Annotated in this window: 23 protein-coding genes; 6 read left to right on the top strand and 17 right to left on the bottom strand. The window is 63.4% G+C overall.

Annotated elements, in window-relative coordinates; genetic code table 11:
- Positions 1-248 precede the first annotated feature (248 nt).
- Positions 249-1,166, top strand: coding sequence for a hydroxymethylbilane synthase (hemC, locus tag HDE77_RS19730; protein WP_184419634.1), 918 nt, complete (start codon positions 249-251; stop codon positions 1,164-1,166).
- Positions 1,167-1,265: 99 nt separating this feature from the next.
- Here hemC and HDE77_RS19735 read toward each other — a convergent pair whose 3' ends face one another.
- Positions 1,266-2,102 carry a DUF481 domain-containing protein gene (locus HDE77_RS19735; RefSeq protein ID WP_184419635.1) on the bottom strand — a complete coding sequence of 279 codons (837 nt, stop codon included), beginning with the start codon at positions 2,100-2,102 and terminating at the stop codon, positions 1,266-1,268.
- 356 nt (positions 2,103-2,458) lie between these two features.
- Here HDE77_RS19735 and HDE77_RS19740 point away from each other — a divergent pair, with 356 nt between their 5' ends.
- Together HDE77_RS19740 and HDE77_RS19745 are read left to right on the top strand one after the other, a co-directional pair.
- Complete coding sequence (locus HDE77_RS19740; RefSeq protein WP_184419636.1) at positions 2,459-3,442, top strand: YafY family protein; 984 nt, start codon at positions 2,459-2,461, stop codon at positions 3,440-3,442.
- A gap of 13 nt (positions 3,443-3,455) precedes the next feature.
- Complete coding sequence (locus HDE77_RS19745) at positions 3,456-4,406, top strand: patatin-like phospholipase family protein (RefSeq protein WP_184419637.1); 951 nt, start codon at positions 3,456-3,458, stop codon at positions 4,404-4,406.
- A 36-nt stretch (positions 4,407-4,442) separates the two neighbouring features.
- Here HDE77_RS19745 and HDE77_RS19750 read toward each other — a convergent pair whose 3' ends face one another.
- From HDE77_RS19750 to xth, 11 genes are all read right to left on the bottom strand, one after another.
- Positions 4,443-4,811, bottom strand: a complete 369-nt coding sequence (locus HDE77_RS19750) for a DUF488 domain-containing protein (protein ID WP_184419638.1) — start codon at positions 4,809-4,811, stop codon at positions 4,443-4,445.
- Positions 4,812-4,998: 187 nt separating this feature from the next.
- Positions 4,999-5,715, bottom strand: a complete 717-nt coding sequence (locus HDE77_RS19755) for a glycosyltransferase (protein ID WP_184419639.1) — start codon at positions 5,713-5,715, stop codon at positions 4,999-5,001.
- Positions 5,716-5,869: 154 nt separating this feature from the next.
- Positions 5,870-6,619: a glucose 1-dehydrogenase gene (locus HDE77_RS19760; RefSeq protein ID WP_184419640.1), complete on the bottom strand. Its 750-nt coding sequence runs from the start codon at positions 6,617-6,619 to the stop codon at positions 5,870-5,872.
- Between the two features lie 90 nt (positions 6,620-6,709).
- The gene (locus tag HDE77_RS19765; RefSeq protein ID WP_184419641.1) at positions 6,710-7,000 is read right to left on the bottom strand and encodes a helix-turn-helix domain-containing protein; all 291 of its coding nucleotides are present in this window, start codon (positions 6,998-7,000) and stop codon (positions 6,710-6,712) included.
- Between the two features lie 183 nt (positions 7,001-7,183).
- Positions 7,184-8,053, bottom strand: a complete 870-nt coding sequence (locus tag HDE77_RS19770) for a ParB/RepB/Spo0J family partition protein (protein ID WP_184419642.1) — start codon at positions 8,051-8,053, stop codon at positions 7,184-7,186.
- 3 nt (positions 8,054-8,056) lie between these two features.
- Positions 8,057-8,944: a ParA family protein gene (locus HDE77_RS19775; protein ID WP_184419643.1), complete on the bottom strand. Its 888-nt coding sequence runs from the start codon at positions 8,942-8,944 to the stop codon at positions 8,057-8,059.
- Positions 8,945-9,033: 89 nt separating this feature from the next.
- The gene (gene rsmG / locus HDE77_RS19780) at positions 9,034-9,672 is read right to left on the bottom strand and encodes a 16S rRNA (guanine(527)-N(7))-methyltransferase RsmG (protein ID WP_184419644.1); all 639 of its coding nucleotides are present in this window, start codon (positions 9,670-9,672) and stop codon (positions 9,034-9,036) included.
- Positions 9,673-9,852: 180 nt separating this feature from the next.
- A complete protein-coding gene (locus HDE77_RS19785; protein WP_184419645.1) occupies positions 9,853-10,326 on the bottom strand; it encodes an SPFH domain-containing protein in 474 nt (157 codons plus the stop codon).
- Between the two features lie 654 nt (positions 10,327-10,980).
- Positions 10,981-11,814, bottom strand: a complete 834-nt coding sequence (locus HDE77_RS19790) for a pirin family protein (protein ID WP_184419646.1) — start codon at positions 11,812-11,814, stop codon at positions 10,981-10,983.
- A 130-nt stretch (positions 11,815-11,944) separates the two neighbouring features.
- Positions 11,945-12,622, bottom strand: a complete 678-nt coding sequence (locus HDE77_RS19795) for a YecA family protein (RefSeq protein WP_184419647.1) — start codon at positions 12,620-12,622, stop codon at positions 11,945-11,947.
- The gene (xth, locus tag HDE77_RS19800; RefSeq protein ID WP_184419648.1) at positions 12,623-13,414 is read right to left on the bottom strand and encodes an exodeoxyribonuclease III; all 792 of its coding nucleotides are present in this window, start codon (positions 13,412-13,414) and stop codon (positions 12,623-12,625) included.
- 352 nt (positions 13,415-13,766) lie between these two features.
- Between xth and HDE77_RS19805 the strand changes: the two genes are divergently transcribed.
- The gene (locus HDE77_RS19805) at positions 13,767-13,976 is read left to right on the top strand and encodes a cold-shock protein (RefSeq protein ID WP_184419649.1); all 210 of its coding nucleotides are present in this window, start codon (positions 13,767-13,769) and stop codon (positions 13,974-13,976) included.
- A gap of 385 nt (positions 13,977-14,361) precedes the next feature.
- On the opposite strand, the gene HDE77_RS19810 is transcribed toward HDE77_RS19805, so the two are convergent.
- The gene (locus HDE77_RS19810; RefSeq protein ID WP_184419650.1) at positions 14,362-16,419 is read right to left on the bottom strand and encodes a M3 family metallopeptidase; all 2,058 of its coding nucleotides are present in this window, start codon (positions 16,417-16,419) and stop codon (positions 14,362-14,364) included.
- Between the two features lie 124 nt (positions 16,420-16,543).
- Here HDE77_RS19810 and HDE77_RS20690 point away from each other — a divergent pair, with 124 nt between their 5' ends.
- Both HDE77_RS20690 and HDE77_RS19820 read left to right on the top strand, forming a co-directional pair.
- Positions 16,544-18,271: a patatin-like phospholipase family protein gene (locus HDE77_RS20690; RefSeq protein ID WP_184419651.1), complete on the top strand. Its 1,728-nt coding sequence runs from the start codon at positions 16,544-16,546 to the stop codon at positions 18,269-18,271.
- A 23-nt stretch (positions 18,272-18,294) separates the two neighbouring features.
- Positions 18,295-18,828: a gamma carbonic anhydrase family protein gene (locus HDE77_RS19820; protein WP_184419652.1), complete on the top strand. Its 534-nt coding sequence runs from the start codon at positions 18,295-18,297 to the stop codon at positions 18,826-18,828.
- 34 nt (positions 18,829-18,862) lie between these two features.
- Here the strand turns inward: HDE77_RS19820 and HDE77_RS19825 are convergent, their stop codons facing one another.
- The 4 genes from HDE77_RS19825 to aroE form a co-directional block, all read right to left on the bottom strand.
- Positions 18,863-19,372, bottom strand: a complete 510-nt coding sequence (locus tag HDE77_RS19825) for a hypothetical protein (protein WP_184419653.1) — start codon at positions 19,370-19,372, stop codon at positions 18,863-18,865.
- A 159-nt stretch (positions 19,373-19,531) separates the two neighbouring features.
- On the bottom strand, positions 19,532-21,304 hold the full coding sequence (locus HDE77_RS19830) for a peptide-N4-asparagine amidase (protein ID WP_184419654.1): 1,773 nt from the start codon (positions 21,302-21,304) through the stop codon (positions 19,532-19,534).
- Between the two features lie 99 nt (positions 21,305-21,403).
- Entirely contained in the window at positions 21,404-21,685 is a 282-nt protein-coding gene (locus HDE77_RS19835) for a YkgJ family cysteine cluster protein (protein ID WP_184419655.1), read from the bottom strand.
- The gene (gene aroE, locus HDE77_RS19840) at positions 21,682-22,512 is read right to left on the bottom strand and encodes a shikimate dehydrogenase (protein WP_184419656.1); all 831 of its coding nucleotides are present in this window, start codon (positions 22,510-22,512) and stop codon (positions 21,682-21,684) included. The genes HDE77_RS19835 and aroE overlap by 4 nt, the downstream gene beginning before the upstream one ends.
- Between the last annotated feature and the right edge of the window lie 195 nt (positions 22,513-22,707).

Below are 22,707 nucleotides of genomic sequence, written 5' to 3' on the forward strand. Positions count from 1 at the left end.
CCACCACCGACTCGCCACCATTGACATGCGTGAAGCCGATTAGACTTGTTACCCATGTCCCGGCACGTCTGTTACCCATGTCTCCGGTCTATACAGGCCACGCAAGAGAAAAGTGACTCGCCCTCCGAAGGAGGACGAAACGCTCTTAGGCTCTAAAGCTAGCAAGCCAAACAGCAAAGCGTGGGACGCTGCATCCCCGTGCGCAAACTACGCGACAATACGCACCTGCCAAACGTCGCGGAGCCACTATGAACCCCTCCAAATTGCGTATCGCCACCCGCAAAAGCGCCCTCGCGCTATGGCAGGCCGAGCATGTTGCCGCGGCATTGCGTGTAGCGCATCCGGGGCTGGCGGTGGAGCTGGTGCCGATGACGACGCGCGGTGACGAAATACTGGATCAGCCGCTCGCGACGATCGGCGGCAAGGGCCTGTTTCTGAAAGAGCTCGAAGTGGCGATGCTGGAAGGACGTGCCGACCTCGCGGTCCATTCGCTGAAGGACGTCCCAGTCACGCTGGAGCCGGGCTTCGCATTGCCGGCAATCTTGCCGCGGGCCGATGCTGCCGATGCGTTTATCAGCAATCACTACCCGGACCTGAGCGCCTTGCCGATCGGTGCGCGGGTTGGCACTTCGTCATTGCGGCGGCAGGCGCTGCTGCGCGCCTTGCGGCCGGATCTGGTTCTGCTCGACTTGCGCGGCAATGTCGGCACCCGGCTGGCTAAGCTGGATTCCGATCACTACGACGCGATCGTGCTTGCCTGCGCCGGGCTGGAACGCCTCGGCCTGGCTTCGCGCATCAGGGCCCGAATGGCTGCACCGAACTGGTTGCCGGCGCCGGGTCAGGGGGCCATCGCGATCGAGGCACGCGATGACCAGCCAATTGTATTGGAGCTGCTGGCCGCGCTGGACGATGCGGAGACCAGGCTCACCATCAGCGCCGAGCGGGCGATGAATCAGGCGCTCGGCGGCAGCTGTACGGTGCCGGTCGGTGCGTGGTGCGTGCTCGGCGAACGCGGCCTGCATTTGAGCGGCATGGTCGGCGATGTGGTCAGCGGCCGGCTGTTGCATGCCACCGGCACCAGCGCCAGCGATCACGCTGTCGCACTGGGTCAGCAGGTCGCAGCCTCACTGCTGGAGCAGGGCGCGGGCGAGCTGCTCGGGCACTGACGCGCGCCACAACGAGAAAAACCCTGTCGCATCAACAACAGGGTTTTCTCGTTGCTCAAGCAAGGTTCGCGGCGTGAACCGCCCAATCGAGCCCAAAACTTAGAAGCTGTAGGCCAGATTGGTGGTCGTCAGCGTATCGTTCATCTTGATGCCCGGCAGCACGCTGGTGTTGTGGCGCACCTGGAAACCCAGCTTCAGCGCAAGTTTCTTGGTCATGCTGACCGAGATACCGGCGTCGTTCTGCAGATAGGTGTCCTTCGAACCCGCTTCCATCAGGAAGGTGTTGTCGAACGAGGTGTTGTCGGTGATCCGCAACTTGTAGTCGATCAGACCACGGGCCACCGCCTGCTCCTCTACCTGTGTCTGCTGCGGCACTTCGTTGCCGTCGATCAGGACGTCGGTAGCGGCCGGTCGAAAGCGCATGTAACCGGGGCCGACTTCGAACGACAGCTCGTTGCGATCGTCCTTCAGGGCGATGTAGCCATAGCCGATTGATACCACGCCCTGCCACAGCTGCGCGCCGAAATCGTTGTGGTCGTAACGCACGGCCCCGACGATATAGCTGCGCGGGTCGAGCTTGTAGCCAGCCGAGGCACCGGTAGTGAAGTCGTTGGCGGTCTCGTCGAAGCTATTGATCGTATTGCCGGACGAGTCGACGACTTTCGATTCGCTCTTGGCACGCAACTCGGTCAGGAAGGCGTTGTTCTTCCACTGGTCGGTTTCCTGGCTGAAGTTCAACTTCGCGTTGATGTTCTGCGTACGCGAATTGCCGGTGGTCGAGGCAAAGCCCAGTTCGCCCGAGCCGGTCCAGCCGCCATCGTTGGCAACCTTGCCGCTGGGGGCATCGGAGGTCGAAGGAAGCGGTACTTGCTGTGCCTGCGCGGCAAAGCTCGCGAAGGCGGCCAACAGCAAGCCGGCGATCAAGGTCTTTTTCATCGGGCAGTCCATTTGTTAAAAATTTAGTGAGGCGCCACCTTAACGGGGTGGCTTGAACTCAAAATGAACAGTGCGGCCACCTCGCGCCCCGAAATTGAGGTTTGAAGCCACTTTCGGGGCTTTAACGACGCGAGCTCCGCATACCCATCGCGATACCAACGGCGTGCAAAATGGCGGCTTGGGTGCTCACCGGGCTGGCTGCGAGGCACGTTCGTGGCGAGCTTCATCACTCCGCGAAGAGGCTGCGTAACCGAAACTGGCACATCAGGCCAGTTATCGCTCGCCTGCTGGCCGCCACGCACGGCAACCATGCTGCACAATGCTCAAACCCCCACCCCTATGCCCTGACGAGCCACATGGATCGCTACGAACGCATACTGACCCTGCACCGCCTGCTGAAATCGGCGCACTACCCGATTCCGCTGTCACGCCTGCTCAGCGAACTGGAGTGCTCACGCGCCACGCTGTATCGCGATGTGGCATTTTTGCGCGATGCGCTGGGCGCACCGATTGAAAGCGCCGGTGGCGAGCAAGCCGCGTTTCGCTACGAAGTGGGTGAAGGCCAGCGTTTCGAGCTGCCGGGCCTGTGGCTGACCTCCGACGAGCTGGCGGCGCTGCTGGCGCTGAACGAGCTGATCAGCCGCTCCGGCCCCGGTGTACTGGCTGGAGCACTGGCACCGTTCAAGGCGCGCATCGAGACGCTGCTGTCCGACCAGGGCAGCGGCAAGGCGCTGCCGATCGAGCGCATCCGGGTGATCCCCTGGGGCGAGCGCAAACTTGATCAGCAGGTCTTCCGCATCGCCGCTGGCGCCGTGCTGGAGCGCAAGCAATTGCGTTTCCGCTATCGCGCGCGCACCACCAATGCCGACAGCCGGCGCACCGTGTCGCCGCAGCGGCTGACGCACTACCGCGACAACTGGTATCTGGACGTGTGGGATCACGATCGCGAGGCGCTGCGCAGTTTTGCCGTCGACCGCATCGTCGAACCGCAGGCACTGGAACTGGCCGCCAGCGACGTGGCCGAGAACGACCTCAACGAACTGCTCGCCTCCAGCTACGGCATCTTCGCCGGCAAGCCGAAGGCATGGGCCACCATCCGCTTCTCGCCGCATGCCGCGCGCTGGGTCGCCGATGAGCATTGGCATTCGCAGCAGAAGGGCGAATGGCTGCCCGATGGCCGCTATGAACTGAAAGTGCCCTACTCCAATTCCAAGGAGCTGCTGATGGACGTACTCAAGTACGGCCCGGACGCGGAAATCGTCGCGCCGCTCTCGCTGCGCGAAGAGATGAAGATCCTGTTGCAGCTGGCGCTGAGCGGTTACCAGCCGCCGTTGGCATGAAGCTGGCGCATTGATGACCCGCAACGATATCGTCGACCCGCACACCGCGCCGGCGAGTGCCGACGCGGTGCGCAAACCCACGGTCGCGCTGGCACTCGGGGCCGGTGGCGCCAAAGGTCTGGCGCACATTGGCGCGATCGAGGAAATCGAGGCGCAGGGGTATCAGATCGTCTCGATCGCCGGTACCTCGATGGGTGCGTTGATCGGCGGCGTGTATGCAATGGGCAAACTCGATGTGTATCGCGACTGGGCTGTCACGCTGGCCAGGTTCGATGTGTTCAAGCTGCTCGACTGGACGTTTTCCGGCGGCGGACTGATCAAGGGCGAACGGATCATCGGCACCCTGCGCGAGCTGATCGGTGACATCTGCATTGAGGAACTGCCGCTCGCGTTTACCGCGGTCGCCACCGACCTCGATCGCGAACGCGAGGTATGGCTCACCCGCGGCTCGCTATTCGACGCGATCCGCGCCTCCATCGCGATACCCACCGTATTCCGGCCGCATACGATCGACGGCCGCCGACTGGTGGATGGTGCGCTGCTCAATCCGGTCCCGGTGACGCCACTGATCCGTGATCCAGCCGACTATCTGTTTGCTGTCAGCATGGATGGCGTGGCACAGATGGCGCCAGCCGTCGTCACTGAAGACAACCCGACCGAAGACACCGGTTTGACGCAGCGCATCGGCGGATTCATCGGCCGACTGCTGCCGAGCAGCGAAGGCAAGCCGCGCGAGCCCGGCGCGTGGGATCTGCTCAACCAGTCGATGGATCTGATGCAGGCGAACCTGTCGCGCCTGCGACTTGCCGCGTACGAGCCGGATTTGTTGATCCAGCTGCCGCGCAACGTTGCCAGCGCCTACGAGTTCTATCGTGCCGGCGAACTGATCGAGCGCGGTCGCGAGCAGGCGCGCGAGGCGTTGGCTAGCTGGTTGAAATCCAGGACGCCGCTGCAGCGACCCTGAGCGGGTCATCCGTGGCGGGCGCTATCGATGTCTCGGTCAGCGCGGGCCGTGCGTGCGCAACCAGTTGTCCAGATAAGTCTTCAGCGCCAGCGCGTTGTTGTGCTCTTCATCGCGCGCACTGTAGAGCAGGGTGACCGTATGTCGTGCCGCGCGCTCGGCCAATGGACGCCAGTGTTCGGTGAGGGCATCCAGCTCGGTCGCGTAGCGGTGGCGGAAACCGTCCCATCGTACCGGGTCGTGACCGAACCACTGGCGCAATGCGGTAGACGGCGCCAGTTCCTTCACCCATAGATCCAGCTGGACAGCTTCTTTCTTCAGTCCGCGTGGCCACAACCGATCGATCAGCACCCGATAGCCGTCCGCTTTTTCGGCCGGTTCATAGACACGCTTGATGGCGATGCTCATGCGCCGTTTCCTGCCATGAAGATCATCAGCATACGACTGTGCGGTGCATGTGGCCTAGCCACCTATGCTCCCTCCCCTGCTTGTAGGGGAGGGATGGGGTGGGGTCGCTCTTCGCGCACTGAAGATCAAAAGCCTCGCCCCTCCCAACCTCCCCCTGCCAGCAGGGGGAGGAGCAAAGCAGGGCTCGTTACAGCTCCTCGACCCGGGTCACCTTGCCACGACGCATCAGCCACGCCACGCCGCGCAAGTCGGCCAGGCCGACCCACAGCCGATCCAGCATGCCGTACTTGGAGACACCGGCGGTGCGGGGGCGATGGCCGACCGGCACGCTCTGGCAGGCGAAGCCGGCGCGCTTGACCAGCGCTGGCAGGTAGCGGTGCATATGGTCGAAGTAGGGCAGGCGCAGGAACACGTCGCGATCGAATACCTTCAGGCCACAGCCGGTATCCGGGGTGGCATCTTTCAACATGCGCGAGCGCACCGCATTGGCGATCTTCGAGGAGATACGCTTGTTGAAGCTGTCGCGGCGCGTGGTACGCCAGCCGGCGAACAGACGCATATCGCCCGCGGCGGTATCGCGCGCGGCCAGCAACTTGGGAATGTCGGCGGGATCGTTCTGGCCATCGCCATCGAGCGTGGCGATCCACGGGGACTTTGCCGCGCGCACGCCGTTCCACACCGCCGTGCTCTGTCCACTGCGGGTGACATGGTGCAGCACGCGCAGTTCCGGATGGAGGGTCTTCTGCGCGGCCAATACGGCACGACTGTCGTCGCTCGAATCGTCATCGATGTAGATGACTTCGTAGTCGACCTTGCCGCGTAGCGCTGTGGCGATTTCGGCGAGCAACGGGGGAATATTGTCGCGCTCGTTGAACACGGGGACGACCACGGAAAGCTGGGGCATGGCAGTGGATCCACTGGGGCAGCCAGACATTATCGCCCATGCGCCGCGCTACGACGAGCCCACTGGCCTTGCCACCGGTGGGAGTGACCGAATAGTGCGCGCCGCCCTCCCGGGGGGCGCGCACGCATCAGGTACTTACCAGACCCAGGAACTGTCAGCGCATGCCGCCAGAAGCCAGCAGCGTCTCGCCCGTCAGCCAGCCTGCATCTTCGGAAGCCAGGAAGACCGCGATCGTCGCGATGTCACCGGGCTGACCCAGACGTCCCAACGGGGTCTGCGCGACCATCTGCTTTTCCATGTCGCTGCCAATCATGCCCATCGTATGGGTGCCCTCGGTCTCCACACCGCCCGGGTTGATCGAGTTCACGCGAATTTTCCTCGGTCCCAGCTCTTTCGAGAGCACCAGCGTGACGGCATCCACCGCGCCCTTGGTCGCCGTGTAGACGGTCGACCCGGGCAGGCCCAGCCGGCTCACCACCGAACCGATATTAATCACGCTTCCGCCGTTGTCACCGAAATGCTTCACCGCTTCCTGCGTGGCCAGGATCAGGCCGAGCACATTGGTGTTGAACTGGCGGTGGAATTCGCTCTCGGTGACATCTTCGAGCGGAGCGAACTGATACACGCCGGCGTTGTTGACCAGCACGTCGAGCGTACCGAAGGCCTTTTTCGCTTCGGCGAACAGGCGCTGCACGTCGGCCGCCTTGGAAACATCGCCTTGCACCGCGATCGCCTTGCCACCGCTGCCGGTGATCTCGGCCACCACGCGATCAGCGCCTTCCTTGCTGGAGGCGTAGTTCACCACCACCGCCGCACCCGCTGCGGCCAGCTCCTTCGCAATCCCTGCACCGATGCCTTTCGAAGCACCTGTCACCACCGCCACCTTGCCTGCCAACTTGCTCATCTGGGTTCTCCGGTTTGACTAACGATTAGACGGTTGTCTAAATGTCATATCGATTAGGGGACGGGTTGGACCCATTTCAATGGCACCCGGTCAGATTTTTGCGAGTTGTTCCAGATAGGCATGCAGCACGTCGCGCTGCAGTACGAAATTGGCGAACTTGCCGTCGCGGACGATCTCGATCAGCCCGGCTGTTTCCAGCTCTTTCAGGTGATGCGACAAGGTCGCAGCGCTCACCTGATGCTCTTGCTGCAGGCAGCTGCAGGCCGTCGGCGCACTGTTCTCGCCGATCTGTTTCAACAGGCGATAACGCCGCGGCTCGGCCAGCGCACGGGCGATCAGGGAAAACTGCTTTTCAGTCAATCGCGGTTGCTTGGTGGCCATGATGAGGTGTTCAGCGATGCGGATGGCGGCAGTTCAGGGACGAGAGACGAGTAGCGAGGGCGCAAGCTTCAATCAGATGGAATCTTCAAGTCGAGCGAGGTGCTGCTGCCGAAGCCTGCATCGCTGTTGCGGCAGCCGGCTTTTGCGCCCTCGCTACTCGCCACTCATCCCTCGCCCCTGCACTTAGCGGATCTTGCCGAGGATGCCGTCCAGTTCGTCGTGGCTGTGGTAGTGGATCACCAGCTTGCCGCGACCACCGCGACCCTGCGCCAGTTCGACGCGGGTGGCGAACCGCTCGCCCAGCTCACGCTCCAGATCGGTGACATTCGGATCGCGCGACGGCGTGCTCTTCGCCTTGCCCTGGGGTGCACTCTGCGCACGTCGGGCGGCGTCCTCCAGCTCACGTACCGTCCAGTGGTTACGTGCCGCTTCCAGTGCCAGGCGCTCGGCGTCGTGCTCTGGCAGCGTCAACAGGCAGCGCGCATGGCCCATTTCCAGCTTGCCGTCATCGAGCAATTTCTTGATCGAGGCGGGCAACTCGGTCAACCGCAACAGGTTGGATACGGCCGCGCGCGAGCGGCCGACCGCATCGGCGGCCTGCTGATGGGTGATGTCGAAATCTTCGATCAGCCGTTTCAGCGCATCGGCTTCTTCCAGCGGTGTCAGGTCTTCGCGCTGGATGTTCTCGATCAGCGCCATCGCCGGCACCGAGGCCTCCGGCACCAGCTTGATCAGCGCCGGCAATTCGGCCAGTTGGGCGCGCTGCGCCGCGCGCCAGCGACGCTCACCGGCGATCAGCTCATAGCTGTCCTTGCCGAGCGCGCGCACCACCACCGGCTGGATCAGGCCCTGCGATCTGATCGAGGCGGCCAGCTCGTCCAGCGCCTCGTCATTCCAGTGTCGTCGCGGCTGGTACTTGCCTGGCTGGATTTGCTGGATGGGCAGCATGCGCAGCTCGCCTTCCTGCCCGATCACCGACGGCGAAACATCGCCGTCGCCGCCAAGCAGGGCATCGAGCCCGCGTCCCAATCCCCGTTTTTTTGCAGCAGCCATGCTTTATTCCTGATGGTTGGCGGCCGGTGCCTTGAGCACCATGCCGCTGTCGCCGTGCGCTGGCGCGGATGCCACCACCGGCGGTTCAATATCGTCGACCGGATCGGTCCGTCCGGCGGCGCGCGGCAGGCCGCGCTCACGCCGTATCATTTCGCCGGCCAGGCCGATGTAGGCAATCGCGCCGCGCGAGCTGCGGTCGTACAAGTGGATCGGCTGACCGTGACTGGGCGCTTCCGCCAGGCGCACGTTGCGCGGGATGATCGAGCGCAGCACCTTGTCGCCAAAATGCTGGGTGAGCTGCGCGGAGACTTCGTTGCCGAGGTTGTTGCGCACATCGTACATAGTGCGCAACAGGCCTTCGACTTCGAGCGTCGGATTCAACCGCTGACGCACGGCCTTGACCGTGTCCAGCAGGCTGGACAGCCCTTCCAGCGCGAAGTATTCGCATTGCACGGGAATCAATACGCCGTGCGCGGCAGTCAGCGCATTCAGCGTGAGCAGGTTCAGCGACGGTGGGCAATCGATCAGGATGATGTGGTAGTTCGCCGAGATCTTCGCCAGCAATTCTTTCAGCCTATGCTCGCGCGCCAAGGCATCCATCAGCTTCAGTTCGGCGGCGGTGAGATCGCCGTTGCCCGGCAGCAAGTCGTAATGCGCGGCGGTGGCGACGATCGCCTGCTCGATCGACACTTCCTCCAGCAGCACTTCACAGCCGCTCGGCTTGGATTCGCGCTTGTTGATGCCGGAAGCCATCGTCGCGTTGCCCTGCGGATCCAGGTCGATCAGCAATACCTTGCGCTTCGCGGCGGCCAGCGCAGCGGCGAGGTTGACGGCGGTAGTGGTCTTGCCGACGCCGCCCTTCTGGTTGGCGACTGCGATGATGCGGGCCATGGTGTGTCGCTACATGCGCGAAAGAGTGAAGCCTAGATTAGCAGGCTGACCGAGATCGGTTGAGGCGATCGACTCGGGCGACGATCGGTTCAGGCGACCGCACGGTGGCCGAGCACGAGCAGACTCCGTTCGGCTTGCAGCCCCGGCACCGTCAGCTCGTGGAAGGCGCGTACTTCGAAGCCGACCGGTATGCCCGGCAACTCGTCATCCGGTCGCTTGCCTTTCATCGCCAGCCAGATCCCACCCGGCGCCAACAGATGACCACCCCAGCCGAGCATGTCGGCCAGGCTTGCGAACGCGCGTGCCGTGATGCAGTCGAACTGGCCCTGCACGTCTTCCACTCGCGACTGCACCGCGCGTACGCCTTCTAGCTTGAGTGCGCGGATCGCCTCACGCAGAAAGCGCACCTTCTTGCCGTTGGAGTCGACGAGCAGGATCTCCCGCCCAGGCGCGACGATCGCCAACGGAATGCCGGGCAAGCCCGGCCCGGTGCCGAGGTCGGCAAGGGTGGCGCCTTGTACATACGGCAGGATCGCCAGCGAATCGAGCAGGTGACGGGTAATCATCTCCGCCGGATCGCGCACGGCGGTCAGGTTGTAGGCCGCGTTCCAGCGTTCCAGCAGTGCCTGATAGTCGAGCAGTCGCGGCACCGCTTCGGCCGGTACGGTCAGCCCGAGCTCGGCAATGCCCTGTTCCAGTCGGGCCTGCAAGGCATCGCGTGCGGTCATGACGTTCCTGTGTGGTGGGCGGGGTGGGGAAGCCGGCAGTATTTAGGCCGGGCGCCGACGATGCCAGCAGATGGGGCAAAAGAAAACCCGCCGAAGCGGGTTGAGAGACGCTCAATTCCCCTGCTGCGCGGACGCTCTTGGGCGCCCTGCCGCGATTCAGATCGACGCTACCGGCAGTCCTCAGGCTGCGTCGAGCTCGACCCGGGTCACCATCATGCCGCGCTCGCGCAGCGCATTATTCAGCGTCTGCTTCAGGCGGGCGCTGAGATCGCGCCGGTCGGCCTGATCGAGATCGGCATGCATGACCTCCTGTTCGCCATGCAGCGCATCGTGTGCGCCACGACGGATCAGCTGGTCGACCTGCTCGAACACGGCGTCAGCGCGCTCCGGCTCCAGCACCTGCCAGTACACCGTGCCGCGCACATCGTGGGCATCGGGCAGCGGCTCTTCAAAGCGCAGCGTCTGGCCGGCGAGATTGATCTTGTGCGCCACACGTTCCAGCCACGGCAGCACCATGTGAACACCTGGCTGCAGCACCCTGGCCAGCTTGCCCCTGCGATACAGGCTGTACACCTGTCCGGCCGGCACGTGCTTGACCGCGCTGGCGATCAATAAGGCAAGAAGCACAAGCAGCGATGTCAGGATAGTGATCATAATGTGCAAAAACAGCGTGTTAGCTAATGTTTCTTAATTTGTCTCGGGAGGTTAAGGATACAGTCGCCTGAGCGTACAAAGATTAACCTAGATTTAACGACGGAATATATTTTATTAACAATTGGCAACAATGAGCAAGAGGGCCGTTTGCGGGTGTCAGCGATCGTTGTCCATATCGCTTAGATCGCCTTTGTTGGCACTTTCTTTAATCTGATCCGCCGAGCCGCCATGGCGGCTAGACGCGCTTTGACGATGCATAGGTCCTGCCAAAGTCCTCGGTATCGATTCAAGTGTGTGTTTTATATTGATTTTATGTGCTGGAAATTCGATTGCCCGCATGACTTCGGCGGGCAAAAACCCGACCTAGTGGGGCGCAAATGTGCGCGACGGGTTGGCAGAGGTCAGGCAAAGCACTTCTGCGGCGCCCACCGAGTCTCGGGCTTCGGGAACAAGGGGAAACGTGCTTTGGCCGGCACCCGTGAAGATCGCCGTCAGGGCCCGCTGAGGTGGCCGTTTGAAGTCGTTGTCTGCCAACGACTGCGTCACCGCAGTGCGTAGGTTGGAATGAGCGCAGCGAATCCCAACGCCTTGGCGCCGCCCTGTTGGGCTTCGCTGCGCTCACCCCAACCTTCGTGATACGTGGCGACCGTCCGCTTAGAACTTGCCGGCGCGGAAGTCGGCGATGGCTTCGTGGATCTGCTCGGGGGTGTTCATCACGAACGGGCCGTAGCGCGTGACGCTTTCTTTCAGCGGCTTGCCGGCGACGACCAGCAGACGCGATGGTTTGTCACCGCCGCGAAGCTGCAACTGCTCGCCTTCGGACAGCACGCCAAGCTCACTGCGTTGCAGCAGCTCACCACCAACCAGCGCCGACTCGCCCTCGAACACGTAGGCAAAACCGTGGTGCCCGACTGGCAGGTCCAATGCCAGCGTGGCGCCGGGTTGCAGGCTGATGTCCAGATAGATCGGCGCCGTAACGATGCCTTCGACCGGGCCGATCGCGCCGCCCAGTTCACCGGCAATCACGCGAACCTCGACACCCTCGGCCGGACGCACCAGCGGTATGCGCTCTGGACTGATGTCCTGATAGCGCGGCTCGATCATCTTGTCCTTCGCCGGCAGATTCACCCACAGCTGGAAACCCCACATCAGGCCGTTTTCCTGTTGCGGCATTTCAGAATGCAGGATGCCGCGGCCGGCCGTCATCCACTGCACGCTGCCCGGCATGAGATCGCCACTGTTTCCGTGGTTATCGCGATGTTGCATGCGCCCGGCCAGCATATAGGTGACCGTCTCGAAGCCACGATGCGGGTGTTCCGGGAAGCCGGCAATATAATCGCCTGCATCGTCCGAGCGGAATTCATCCAGCAACAGGAATGGGTCGAGCATGTCCAGGCCAGGCTGGCCGATGATGCGCTTGAGTTTGACGCCAGCGCCGTCGGCGGTGTCGATGCCGCGGATGCGGCGGGTGAGATGGCGATCGCTCATGACGTGGCTCCAGTCCGGGGAATACTGAGCCCCAAGATGGCTCCGTTGCCATCTTTATCCAAGCACCGATGCTGGAACGGATCGTTTCATTCCGGCAACGCTGCGCCGATGCGGCGCAGGGAGTCGGATGTCAGTGCACCCAGTGGCCGCTGCGCTGACGCGGCGGTGTGGTGTCGTCGTGGTCATCGCCGGGCAACTGCAGCACCATCGCTTCCACTTCCGCTTCGGTGGCCGGCTTGGCCTGCCAGTACTGATTGACCGCCCCGAGCACGGCCGGTACCTGCGACAGGCATTCGTCGTATTCGTCGTCGCTGAGTTTTTCGAATTCGGTATCGGCGCTGAGGATGCCTTCGTCCACCGCCAGGGCCATCACCGGGCCGAGCAGTTCCATCAGTTGCGGATCTTCGGACAGGCGGTTTTCCCACAGGCTGGCACGCAGGTCGATGCCGCGGCTGAAGCCCTCGCACCAGCCGGCGGCCGACAGCATCGGGCCGGTTTCCAGTTCGACTTCACCGAGAATCGGCTCGTACGCGTCGACATCGAGTTCGGCACTGATCGAATCGTTCAGCTTGGCCAGCAGCGCCAGTACGCGATTGCCTTCGGTCTCGTCGGCGAAAGGTTCGTGCAGCACTTCGGGCAACCATTCATCCGGCAACACCAGCAATGGACCGACGGCCAAAGCACTGAGCAGGCCATGCACGCCATCGAGTAGCAGGTCGCCTTCGCCGGTATGCGCGCGCAGGTAGCGATCCAGTTCATCCAGTTCGTTGTCGTCCAGCGAGCTGGGCCATTCGGTTTTTGTGGTCATTCAGATATCCAGTTCCAGCGTCACCGGCGTGTGGTCGGAAGGACGCTCCCAGCGACGCGGTTCACGATCGATCGCCGCAGCGGTAGCCGCGGATTTCAGTGCCTCACCGATAAGGATCAGGTCAATGCGCAAGCCCATGTTGCGACGGAATGCGGCCTGCCGATAGTCCCACCAACTGTAATGTTCGCCGCCGGTTTCGAATAGCCGGAAGCTGTCGTGCAGGCCCAACTCGGTGATCGCCTTGAGTCCGGCGCGCTCCGGCGGCGAACACAGGATGTCCTCGCCCCAGGCGACAGGATCGTAGACATCGCGATCGTCCGGACAGATATTGAAATCACCCAGCACGACCAGTCTGGGGTAGCGCTCCAGCTCGCGCGCCAGGAACTCGCGCACCTTGGCCAGCCAGTGCAGCTTGTAGGCGTATTTTTCGTCACCCACTGCCTTGCCGTTGACCACGTAGAGATTGACCACGCGCAAGGCCTGCGCCGGATCCAGACTTGGGTCGCCAATGGTGGCGGCCAGAATCCTTCGCTGCGGATCGTCCAGATCGGGGATGTCGGTGATGATGTCGCGCGGTTCGCTGCGGGCCAGGATCGCCACGCCGTTGTAGGTCTTCTGACCCGAAAACACGGCGCGATAGCCCGCCGCCGCCAGCTCATCGACCGGAAACTTGGCGTCTTCCAGCTTGGTTTCCTGCAAGGCCACGATGTCGGGCTTTGCGTCAGCCAGCCACTGGGTCAGATGCGGCAGGCGCACCTTTAGCGAGTTGACGTTCCAGGAGGCAATTTTCATCGCGGCATTGTATAGGGATGTATCGGCCCGGACGGTCGGAAAGAGGGCATTTAACGGGTCATCGGCGACGAATAGGGAAAAATTCCACGAATTTCGTCATTGCCATGGCCTTCCACATCGAATCGATCTAAATGGTGATGCAGCGCGATTTGGTGTAGTCAATGGCGACCATTAATTTACGGTGTGTGAGCGATTGGTGAGGTATTTGTGCATCAAATCCACCGAAACGTTGCATTCCGGTGTATGCTGGGAAAGCAAGAACCCGAGGAAACTCAGGAGTTCTTGCTCCTATTGCGGTAAAGTGCAACACGCTCCGAGCCGCAAACCATCAATAGCTTCAAAGGTATGTTACATGTCGGATCGTCAGAGCGGTACAGTCAAGTGGTTCAACGACGCCAAAGGTTTTGGCTTCATCACCCCGGAAAGCGGTGACGACCTGTTCGTGCATTTCCGCGCGATCCAGGGCACGGGCTTCAAGTCCCTGCAGGAAGGCCAGCGCGTCACGTTCGTCGTCACCAAGGGCCAGAAGGGCCTGCAGGCTGAGGAAGTCCAGATCGCCTAAGTCCTTTCGGACTTTAGCGAATCTGAAAAGCCCGCTTCGGCGGGCTTTTTTTCTTCCTAATGAAGAGCACCCCGCTTCGGCGGGCTTTTTTTCGTCCTAACGAAGAGCACCCCCGCTTCAGCGGGCTTTTTTTCGTCCTAACGAAGAGCACCCCCGCTTCGGCGGGCTTTTTTTCGTCCAAATGAAGAGCACCCCGCTTCGGCGGGCTTTTTTTCGTCCTGTAGGAGCGCACCCTGTGCGCGAAGCTCTTGTGGGAGCGACTTCAGTCGCGATGCTCTTCCCGCGACCCAAGAGCATCGCGACTGAAGTCGCTCCCACAGGTTTCCCGAGGGTTTTCGCGCACAGGGTGCGCTCCTACAAATCATTCACCGCTGGCTGGCAGGTCTCAAACCAGCCCGTGACTGCGCAGCAGCGCCTCCGGCTCCGGTTTCCTGCCGCGGAAGGCCACAAAGCTCTCCAGTGCTGGCCGGCTCGCCCCCACGGCGAGAAACTCGCGGCGGAAACGATCGCCCGTGGATCGATCGATGACACTCCCGGTTTCCCCGGCGTGCTGCTCGAACTCGCCGAATGCATCCGCACTAAGCAGCTCTGCCCACAGATAGCTGTAGTAACCGGCTGCATAGCCACCGGCGAAGATGTGGCTGAAGCCATGCGGAAAGCGCTGCCACGCCGGCGGATGCAACACGGCGACCTGCTTGCGCACTTGCTCCAGCACGGTCAGCGTGCGGGCACCCTCGGCGGGGTCGTATTCCATGTGCAGCAGGAAATCGAACAAGGCGAATTCCAGCTGGCGCACCAGGAACAGCCCCGCGTGGAAATGCCGGGCGGCGAGCATGCGCTCGAACAATTCGTCGGGCAGCCGCTCGCCGGTGTCGACGTGGCGCGCGAACAGATCCAGCGCCTCGCGGTTCCAGCCGAAGTTCTCCATGAACTGGCTGGGCAGCTCCACCGCATCCCATTCGACGCCATCGATACCGCCGATCGAGGGCAACGCGATCTCGGTGAGCAGATGATGCAGGCCGTGGCCGAATTCGTGGAACAGCGTAAGCGCGTCGTCATGCGTGAGCAACGCGGGTTTGCCTTCCGTCGGCGGCGCGAAGTTGCAGGTGAGGAACGCAACCGGCAGCTGCAGCTGGGCACCATCGTCGAAACGTGCGCGGCAGACATCCATCCACGCGCCGCCGCGCTTGCCGTTGCGCGCGTACAAATCAACATAGGCGCCAGCGAACACGCGTCCATCGGCATCGCGCACGTCGTAGTAGCGCACGTCCGGATGCCACACATCGACATCATCACGTGGAGCCAGCGTGATGCCATAGAGCTTGTGGGTGAGCCCGAACAGGCCGTCGATCACGGCCGGCAGCGGGAAGTAGGGCTTGAGCTGCTCTTCGTCCAGCGCGTACTGCTGCTGACGCAGTTTCTCCGAGGCATAGCCGACATCCCAGGACTCGAGGTTGTCGAGCTTCAGTTCGGCGCTGGCGTAGTCGCGCAACGTGGCAAGTTCCCGCTGCGCCACCGGCTTCGCGCGTGCGGCCAGATCACGCAGGAACTCCAGCACCTCGGCCGGTGAGCTGGCCATCTTGGTCGCCAGCGACTCCTCTGCCGCGTTCGCAAAGCCAAGCAGCTGCGCGGCCTCGTGCCGCAGCGCCATGATCTTCTCGATGCGCTCGCTGTTGTCGAACTTGCCCGCGTTCGGACCCTGATCGGAAGCGCGGGTCTGGTAAGCCCAGTACACCCGCTCACGCAGTCCGCGGTTGTCGGCGTAGGTGAGCACGGCCTGCACGCTGGGCTGTTTCAGCGTGACCAGGTAACCGTCCAGATCCTGATCCTCGGCGTACTGGCGCAACACTGCGCGGCCGGACTCGGGAATCCCAGCGAGATCGCGCTCATCGGTGATGTGCTCGTGCCACGCCTCGCTGGCGTCGAGCACCGCGTTGGAGAATTCAGTGGACAACCGCGACAGCTCCACGCCGATCTCGCGATAGCGCGAGCGTGCCGGTTCCTCCAGCGCCACTCCGGAGAGTTTGAAATCGCGCAAGGCATGCTCGACCAGCGCGCGCTCGGGGCGCGGCAACTGTGCGAACGCCGGCGCATCGGCCAGCGCCTGCACGGCGGCGTATAGCGCGCGGTTCTGGCCGAGCTCGATCGCATGCTCGGTAAGTGCCTCCTCGGCCGGCCCATAGGCCTTGCGCAGTGCCTCACTGTCGGCCACGGAATGCAGATGGCTCACTGGGGCCCAGGCGCGGGCGAGCCGCTGTTCCAGCCGCTCCTGGGTCAACATGACGCTGGCGAAATCGTGCGCGGCACCGGGTGCGGTCAGCGCATCGATCCCTGCGCGATAGTCGACAAGAATGGCCTCGATCGTCGGTGCAACGTGTTCGGGACGGATATGCGAGAACGCGGGCAGGGTGTCGTCGGCCAGCAGCGGATTGTCTTGGCTCATGGAAGCTCCTTGAATGCGGTGAGCGTGGCGATCGTGCGGGGCGAAATCAAGTATGGCGGCTGACGGCCGGCGCGACGACACCCATGCGCCGTTTTGTCATGATCGCCGACGTAGCATCGGCGCCATGTTGCCAGCGGACCTTGCCGGAGTGATCGGACGCACCGCCATGTTCGCGCATCTGGACGATGCCGCACGGGCGGCGCTGGGGCAACAGTTGCGCTGGCTGTGCCTGCCCGGTGGCCGACCCCTGTTCAAGGCCGGCGACCCGGCCGATGCGCTGTACCTGTTGCGCAGCGGCAGTCTGGGCGTATTCGACGGGCCAACCACGCTGGTGCACCTGATTGCCGCTGGCGAATGCGTGGGTGAGATGAGCCTGTTCAGCGGCGCGCCGCACCACCTCGAGGTGCGCGCCCTGCGCGATTCCGAACTGCTGCGGCTCGACCGCGCCGCATTCGAGGCACTGATCGAGCAGCATCCTCAGTCCATGCTCGGCGTGGCCCGGATGGCCATAGAGCGCCTGTCGCACCACCAACCCCATGCGGACACGCCGGATACGCCCAATACCCCGCGCACGTTTGCGATCCTGCCGGTGGACCCGGACGTACCGGTGCGCGCGCTGGCGATGCAGTTGGGGCAGGCGCTGGAAACTTACGGCAGTTGCGTGGTGATCGACGCCGAACTCGGGGCAGGCCGCGGCAGCGACTGGTTCGCCGAGCGCGAGGCGCAGGTGCGTTTCGTGATCTATCTGGACTCCAGCGGCGATCCGGCCTGGCGTCAGCGCTGCTTGCGCCAGGCTGACGCACTGTTGCTGCCTGCGCTGGCGGCGCAGCAGGCGCGGCCATGGCCTGAAGCGACCCCGGGTCATCCCTCGCGTGCGCAACACCGCCCACGTCACCTGTTGCTGATGCACGCCGGGCACCGCGTCATGCATGGCGCAGCGCAGCGCTGGCTCGCCCAGTTCAGCGGCGAACTGCAGCACCACCACCTGTGCGGCGATGCGGATATCGCGCGAATGGCGAGGCTGGTCAGCGGCCACGGTCGCGGCCTGGTCCTGGCTGGCGGCGGGGCGCGCGGATTGGCGCACCTGGGGGCGCTGCGCGCGTTGCGCGAAGCCGGCCACGAATTCGACGCGATCGGCGGAACCAGCATCGGGGCGATCATCGGCGCCGGCGTGGCGAATCTGTGGGACACCGACACGATGGTGCGCAACCTCCACGAAGCGTTCGTGCGGGGAAAGCCGCTGTCGGACTGGACCCTGCCGCTAGTTGCGCTGACGCGTGGCCGCCGCGCGGCTGCGATGCTTCGGCACACGTTCGGTGCGATCGACATCGAGGATTTAGAGCGGCCGTTCTTCTGCGTCTCCACCAGCTTGTCCGGCGACGGCCGGGTGGTTCACCGCAATGGCCCACTGTGGCTTTGGCTGCGCGCATCCAGCTCGATTCCCGGCGTGCTGCCACCGGTGCTGCACGATGGCAACGTCTACGTCGACGGCGCGCTGGTCGACAACCTGCCAACCGACGTGATGGCGGCTGACGGTATCGCCCACATCACCGCGGTAAGCATCCGCGCCGAGATCGAGCTGCGCACGCGCATCGATGAATTCGCCACGCCGCCGTGGTGGCGCCTGCTGCTGCAACAGCGTCGCGGCAACGGCTGGCCCAGACTGGTCTCCACCCTCACCCGCGCCGCCATGGTCAACAGCGGCGAGAACAGCGAACGCTGCTGCGCGCTCGCCAACCTGCTGATCACCCCGCCGCTCGACCACGTCGGGATGCTCGACTGGAAGGACTGGCAGCGTGCCGTCGACTCCGGCTACCTGGAGACCATCAAGATGCTCGAGGCCAACGCCTGATGTCACCCAGTTAGAATGCACGGATGAATTCCTTGCGCAGTTATAAGGGCACTACGCCCCGACTCGGTGAACGCGTCTACGTCGATCCAGCCGCCAGCGTGATCGGCGACGTGGTGCTCGGCGACGACGTTTCGGTGTGGCCCGGCACGGTATTGCGCGGCGACGTGCACTACATCCGTGTCGGCGCACGCAGCAACATTCAGGACGGCGCCATCGTGCACGTCGCCCACGCCGGCCCCTACAGCCCCGGCTTTCCCTGCCTGATCGGCGAGGGCGTCACCATTGGCCACGGCGCCGTGGTGCATGCGTGCACCATCGAGGACTACTGCCTGATCGGCATGCATGCCAGCGTGCTCGACGGCGCGGTGGTGAAGAAGTACGGCTTCGTTGGCGCCGGCAGCCTGATCCCGCCGGGCAAGGTGGTTGGCGAGCGCGAGCTATGGCTCGGCAACCCGGCGAAGATGGTGCGCCTGCTCAGCGATCAACAGATCGAGCAGTTGCACTACTCGGCCGATCACTACGTGCGGCTGAAAGACGACTACCTCAGCGCTTCGTGATCACACCGGCTATCTTCAAGAGTGCAGCCGGTAGTCAATGCGCGCCGGCGGCTTCCTGCTGCGCCTGGATGAGGGCGGCCTGCGCCTCATGCTGCCGGGTTACCAGCATGCGTTGTGCGCTCAGCTTGCCGCCGAGCAGGGCCAAGGTATAGTTGGTGGCGTCGTATTCGCGCAACAAGGAAAGCTCGCGCTGCGCCTCGTCCAGATCCGTAGGATTGATCAAGCGCTCCACTTCGTTGCAGGCTGGTACGAAGGCCTTTTTCAGGTTGTCCAGCGCCACTTCGTTGTGCGGTTCCAGTTGCAGCACGCTGAAGTAGAACTCGTAGGCATTGCTGCCCTCCGGAGCAACCAGGCGGCCGTCGTGCATGGCGCTGTCAGCAAGCCCGAGCAGGATGTTCACGCCGTTGGCGTCGTCCGCTGCTGTCCCGGTTGCCGCCGCTGAACGGACGTACCAGACCGCGCTGCCGACCAGCACACCCACGACCAGCAGCAGGCCAATGACCCACGCGCGCCGGTGAGGCGCGACAGAAATAAGAGGAAGCATGACACCTACTGCAAAGACTGAGACCGCACACAGGAGCATCCGTCATCGGAAGCGCCCGGCAAGTGCGGCACGCTAGCTGTGCCTTGTGACAGTGCGATGACTGGCCGCGCTACGCTGCCGCTGACCGTCGCCGCCGATGCAGCGGCGACGGCCTGATCGTCACAAGCCGGGTATGCCGTTTCCGTTGTCGGGCGAGCCGTCCGGATGGGTGAACCAGAACGCGTGATTGCTGCCGCCGGGACAACCCGCACCCCTGTCGTAGCGGGTTACCACGTTGTTGATCGAGGCCACATCGCTGCGGTAACACCCACCCAGCGAATCGTGGAAGGTAAATGTCTGGGCGCTCTTCGCGCCACTGTGACCGGTGAAGTTTTCGTTCGCGTCGAAGTCCAGGGTGTCGGCGCTATCGACCTGGTTGTTCACCTTCGCCGAATACAGGGTGAAACCGGCCAGCAGGTGTTCGTCATTCTTTTCGTAACCCTGATGGGTGGTGGTGGCCAAGGTGAAACTGCCATCCGCCGCAAACTGCTCATTGACGTCCAGATGCAACGGGTAACGCACGTGCTCGCGATATTCGTTGGTGACGAATCCGCCAACGCTGCTCTGGCTGTCACTGTCGGCCGAGGTGAGCTGACTGGTCACCTGTTCATAGCTGGAGGCGTTGATCGCAAAACCCTGGGTATCGGCAAAACCCACGGTCGCTTCCACCTGGGAGTGCACGCGGCCGTGTGAAGTATCGGCGTAGCCCTCGATCACAAAGTGCCGGGTCAGGTCGGTACTGATGTTGCCCGTGACGTCACCGGAAGCATCGGTGGTCAGGGTGCTGCCGATCGTTGGCAAGGGTGCCTGGCCAACCAGGGTATTGCGTTCGATCTGACCACTGATCTGTTTCGCATGCGGATCGAGATAGACGAGCAGGCTGGCCGTCGCGGAAAAGTAATTGTTCGCGCCGGCCACGCTCACTGCCACCTGATGCGATGCGCCATTGCTCAACACGCCGGCGAAAGGGGTGAGATCTACCCGATACGGCATGAAATTCAGCGTCTGCACCCCGGGTGTCGGCTCCCACAGGAACGGATCGATGCCGCCGGTGTATATCCACGGATACACCGGTGCCACGCCGGCAGGCTGGCCGTCGATGCTGATCTCGGCCTCGCGGAAATTGCCGCCGCCGCATTCTTCCGCTTCGGCGGCGTACTGGTTGGGCACGCAGGTGTACCAGAACTCATCGTCAAACTGGCTTTGCGCAAACACATCCAGATAGGCGCGTTCGACGTTGCGTGGCAAGCTCAGTGTCTTGCTCAATTGATCGGCCGAGGTCGTCAGCGTCACGGTGCTGCCGACCGGATCGGAGCCCAGCGGATAGACCGCATCGGCGACCTGCGCTGGCGGCGCGAAGATGGAGGCGGGATAAAACAACAGCTGCGCGCTGCCGTGAATGACCCCGTTGTAGGTGCTGTTCACCGTGTTGCCGATGATCGCCTGACCCTGGCCAGCCTGCCGCAGGAGCGCGCTGTAGTCGGTAAGGTCGCGCTCCACATGCCAGCTCGGCGCCAGCGTGGTGCTGGGTTCCTGGGTGGTACCGAAATACAGGTTCACGCCACCCAGCCAGATCGTCGCGGTACGGTCGTACTGCGTACCAGCAGTGACCGAGAAATCGGCGGTCAGCACCACCTTGGCCCATGGCCCGTGGCAACCCGCTGGCGGCGCATAGCTGAAGGGTCGAGTCGCGTAGTCGTCGAACGTGTCGTTGCTGAAAAGCTGCACGACGCACGGCTTGCCGGATGGTCGCGGCACGCTCGGATCGGCCACCGTGACATTGCTCGAACCGACCGGACTGCTGGCCGCCGACGCGGCAAACGCACCACCGGCAAACATGAAAGACAGCCCGATGAAGACCAGGCCGCGATAAGCAAACGCTTTCGGCAACATGCGTGAATCCCCCACGTAATGATGCCCCCCGTCCGCGCACGCTAGCACGGCCATCCATGGCGATGCCATGAACGCCATCAAGATGCCGGAGAAACAGCTTCAGTCGGCCTGAGTGGCCGTTTCCAGTGCGGTCAACCAGGCCAGCGCATGCACGTGATCGTCGCCGCACATCGCCGGCTCGGGCTGCAGGCTGGCGCACACCGCCGGACGACGCGGGTCACCAAAGATCGCGCAACGATTATCCGCCGTGAGCTGCGCGCAGCGCACGCCGGCCGGCTTGCCAGCAGGCATGCCGGGGATCGGTGAACTGATCGACGGCGCGATGCAGCAGGCACCACATCCTGCCCGGCAGGATGGCCTGGCTTGAGCTATGGCGTTCAACCGTGTTGGCGGCGCAGCGATTGATAGACCGGCTCGGTATCCGGCCGCTTGCCGTGCCACAGTTCAAACGCATCGGCGGCGGTTTCCAGCAGCATGCCGAGACCGTCGAACGCGTAACGCGCACCAGCGGTCTTGGCCCAGGCCAGGAAGCTGCTGGCAGCGGCGCCGTAGGACAAGTCGTAGCAGAGCGCACGGGCACCGACCAGCGAGAACGGCAACTGCAGCGATGCGCCCAGTACGCCGGCCGAGGTCGCATTGAGAATCAGGTCGTAGCTGCCGATGGCCGACAGATCCTGCCAGTAACGGGTGTGCACGCGCGCCGGATCGCCGATCGCGTCGGCCAGCGCATCGGCTGCCTCGGGCGACCGGTTGACGATGGTCAACGTCCCCACACCCGCGTCCAGCAAGCTCCCGACCACGCCATGCGCTGCACCGCCGGCGCCGAGCAGCAACGCCGTATGGCCACGCAGGTCGACGCTGTGGCGCTCGGTGATGTCGCGCACCATGCCGGCGCCGTCGGTGTTGTGTGCCGCCAGCCTGCCATCGGACAGCGGCGTCAGCACGTTCGCACTGCCGGCACGCGTAGCCGCCTCACTGCGCTCGTCGGCCAGTGCGAACGCCGCGGCCTTGTGTGGCAACGTGACATTGGCGCCGCGACCGGCGTCAGCAAAAAATCGGCGTACCTCCGCGACGAATGCGGCCGGCTCCGCATCGATCGCGCGATAGTCCAGTTCAATCCCGAACTGTCGCGCGAACGCCTGGTGGATCTGCGGCGACAGGCTATGGCCAATGGGATGGCCAAACACGGCGAACTGAGCTGGGTTCATGCGGATTCCGACAGGGTTTTCGGCGACGCGACGGGCGTGCTGCGGGCCATTCTACAGCCGGCTTTTGTGGGAGCGACTTCAGTCGCGATGGGTGTACGGGAGAGCATCGCGACTGAAGTCGCTTGTATGTTTGACGGCGGCGAGTCAGAAAGGGCTTGCCGGGGTGGAGGGACCTTAGCCGCATCTGGCCGTAGG

The organism is Rhodanobacter sp. MP7CTX1 (assembly GCF_014205795.1).
Classification (GTDB): Bacteria; Pseudomonadota; Gammaproteobacteria; order Xanthomonadales; family Rhodanobacteraceae; genus Rhodanobacter.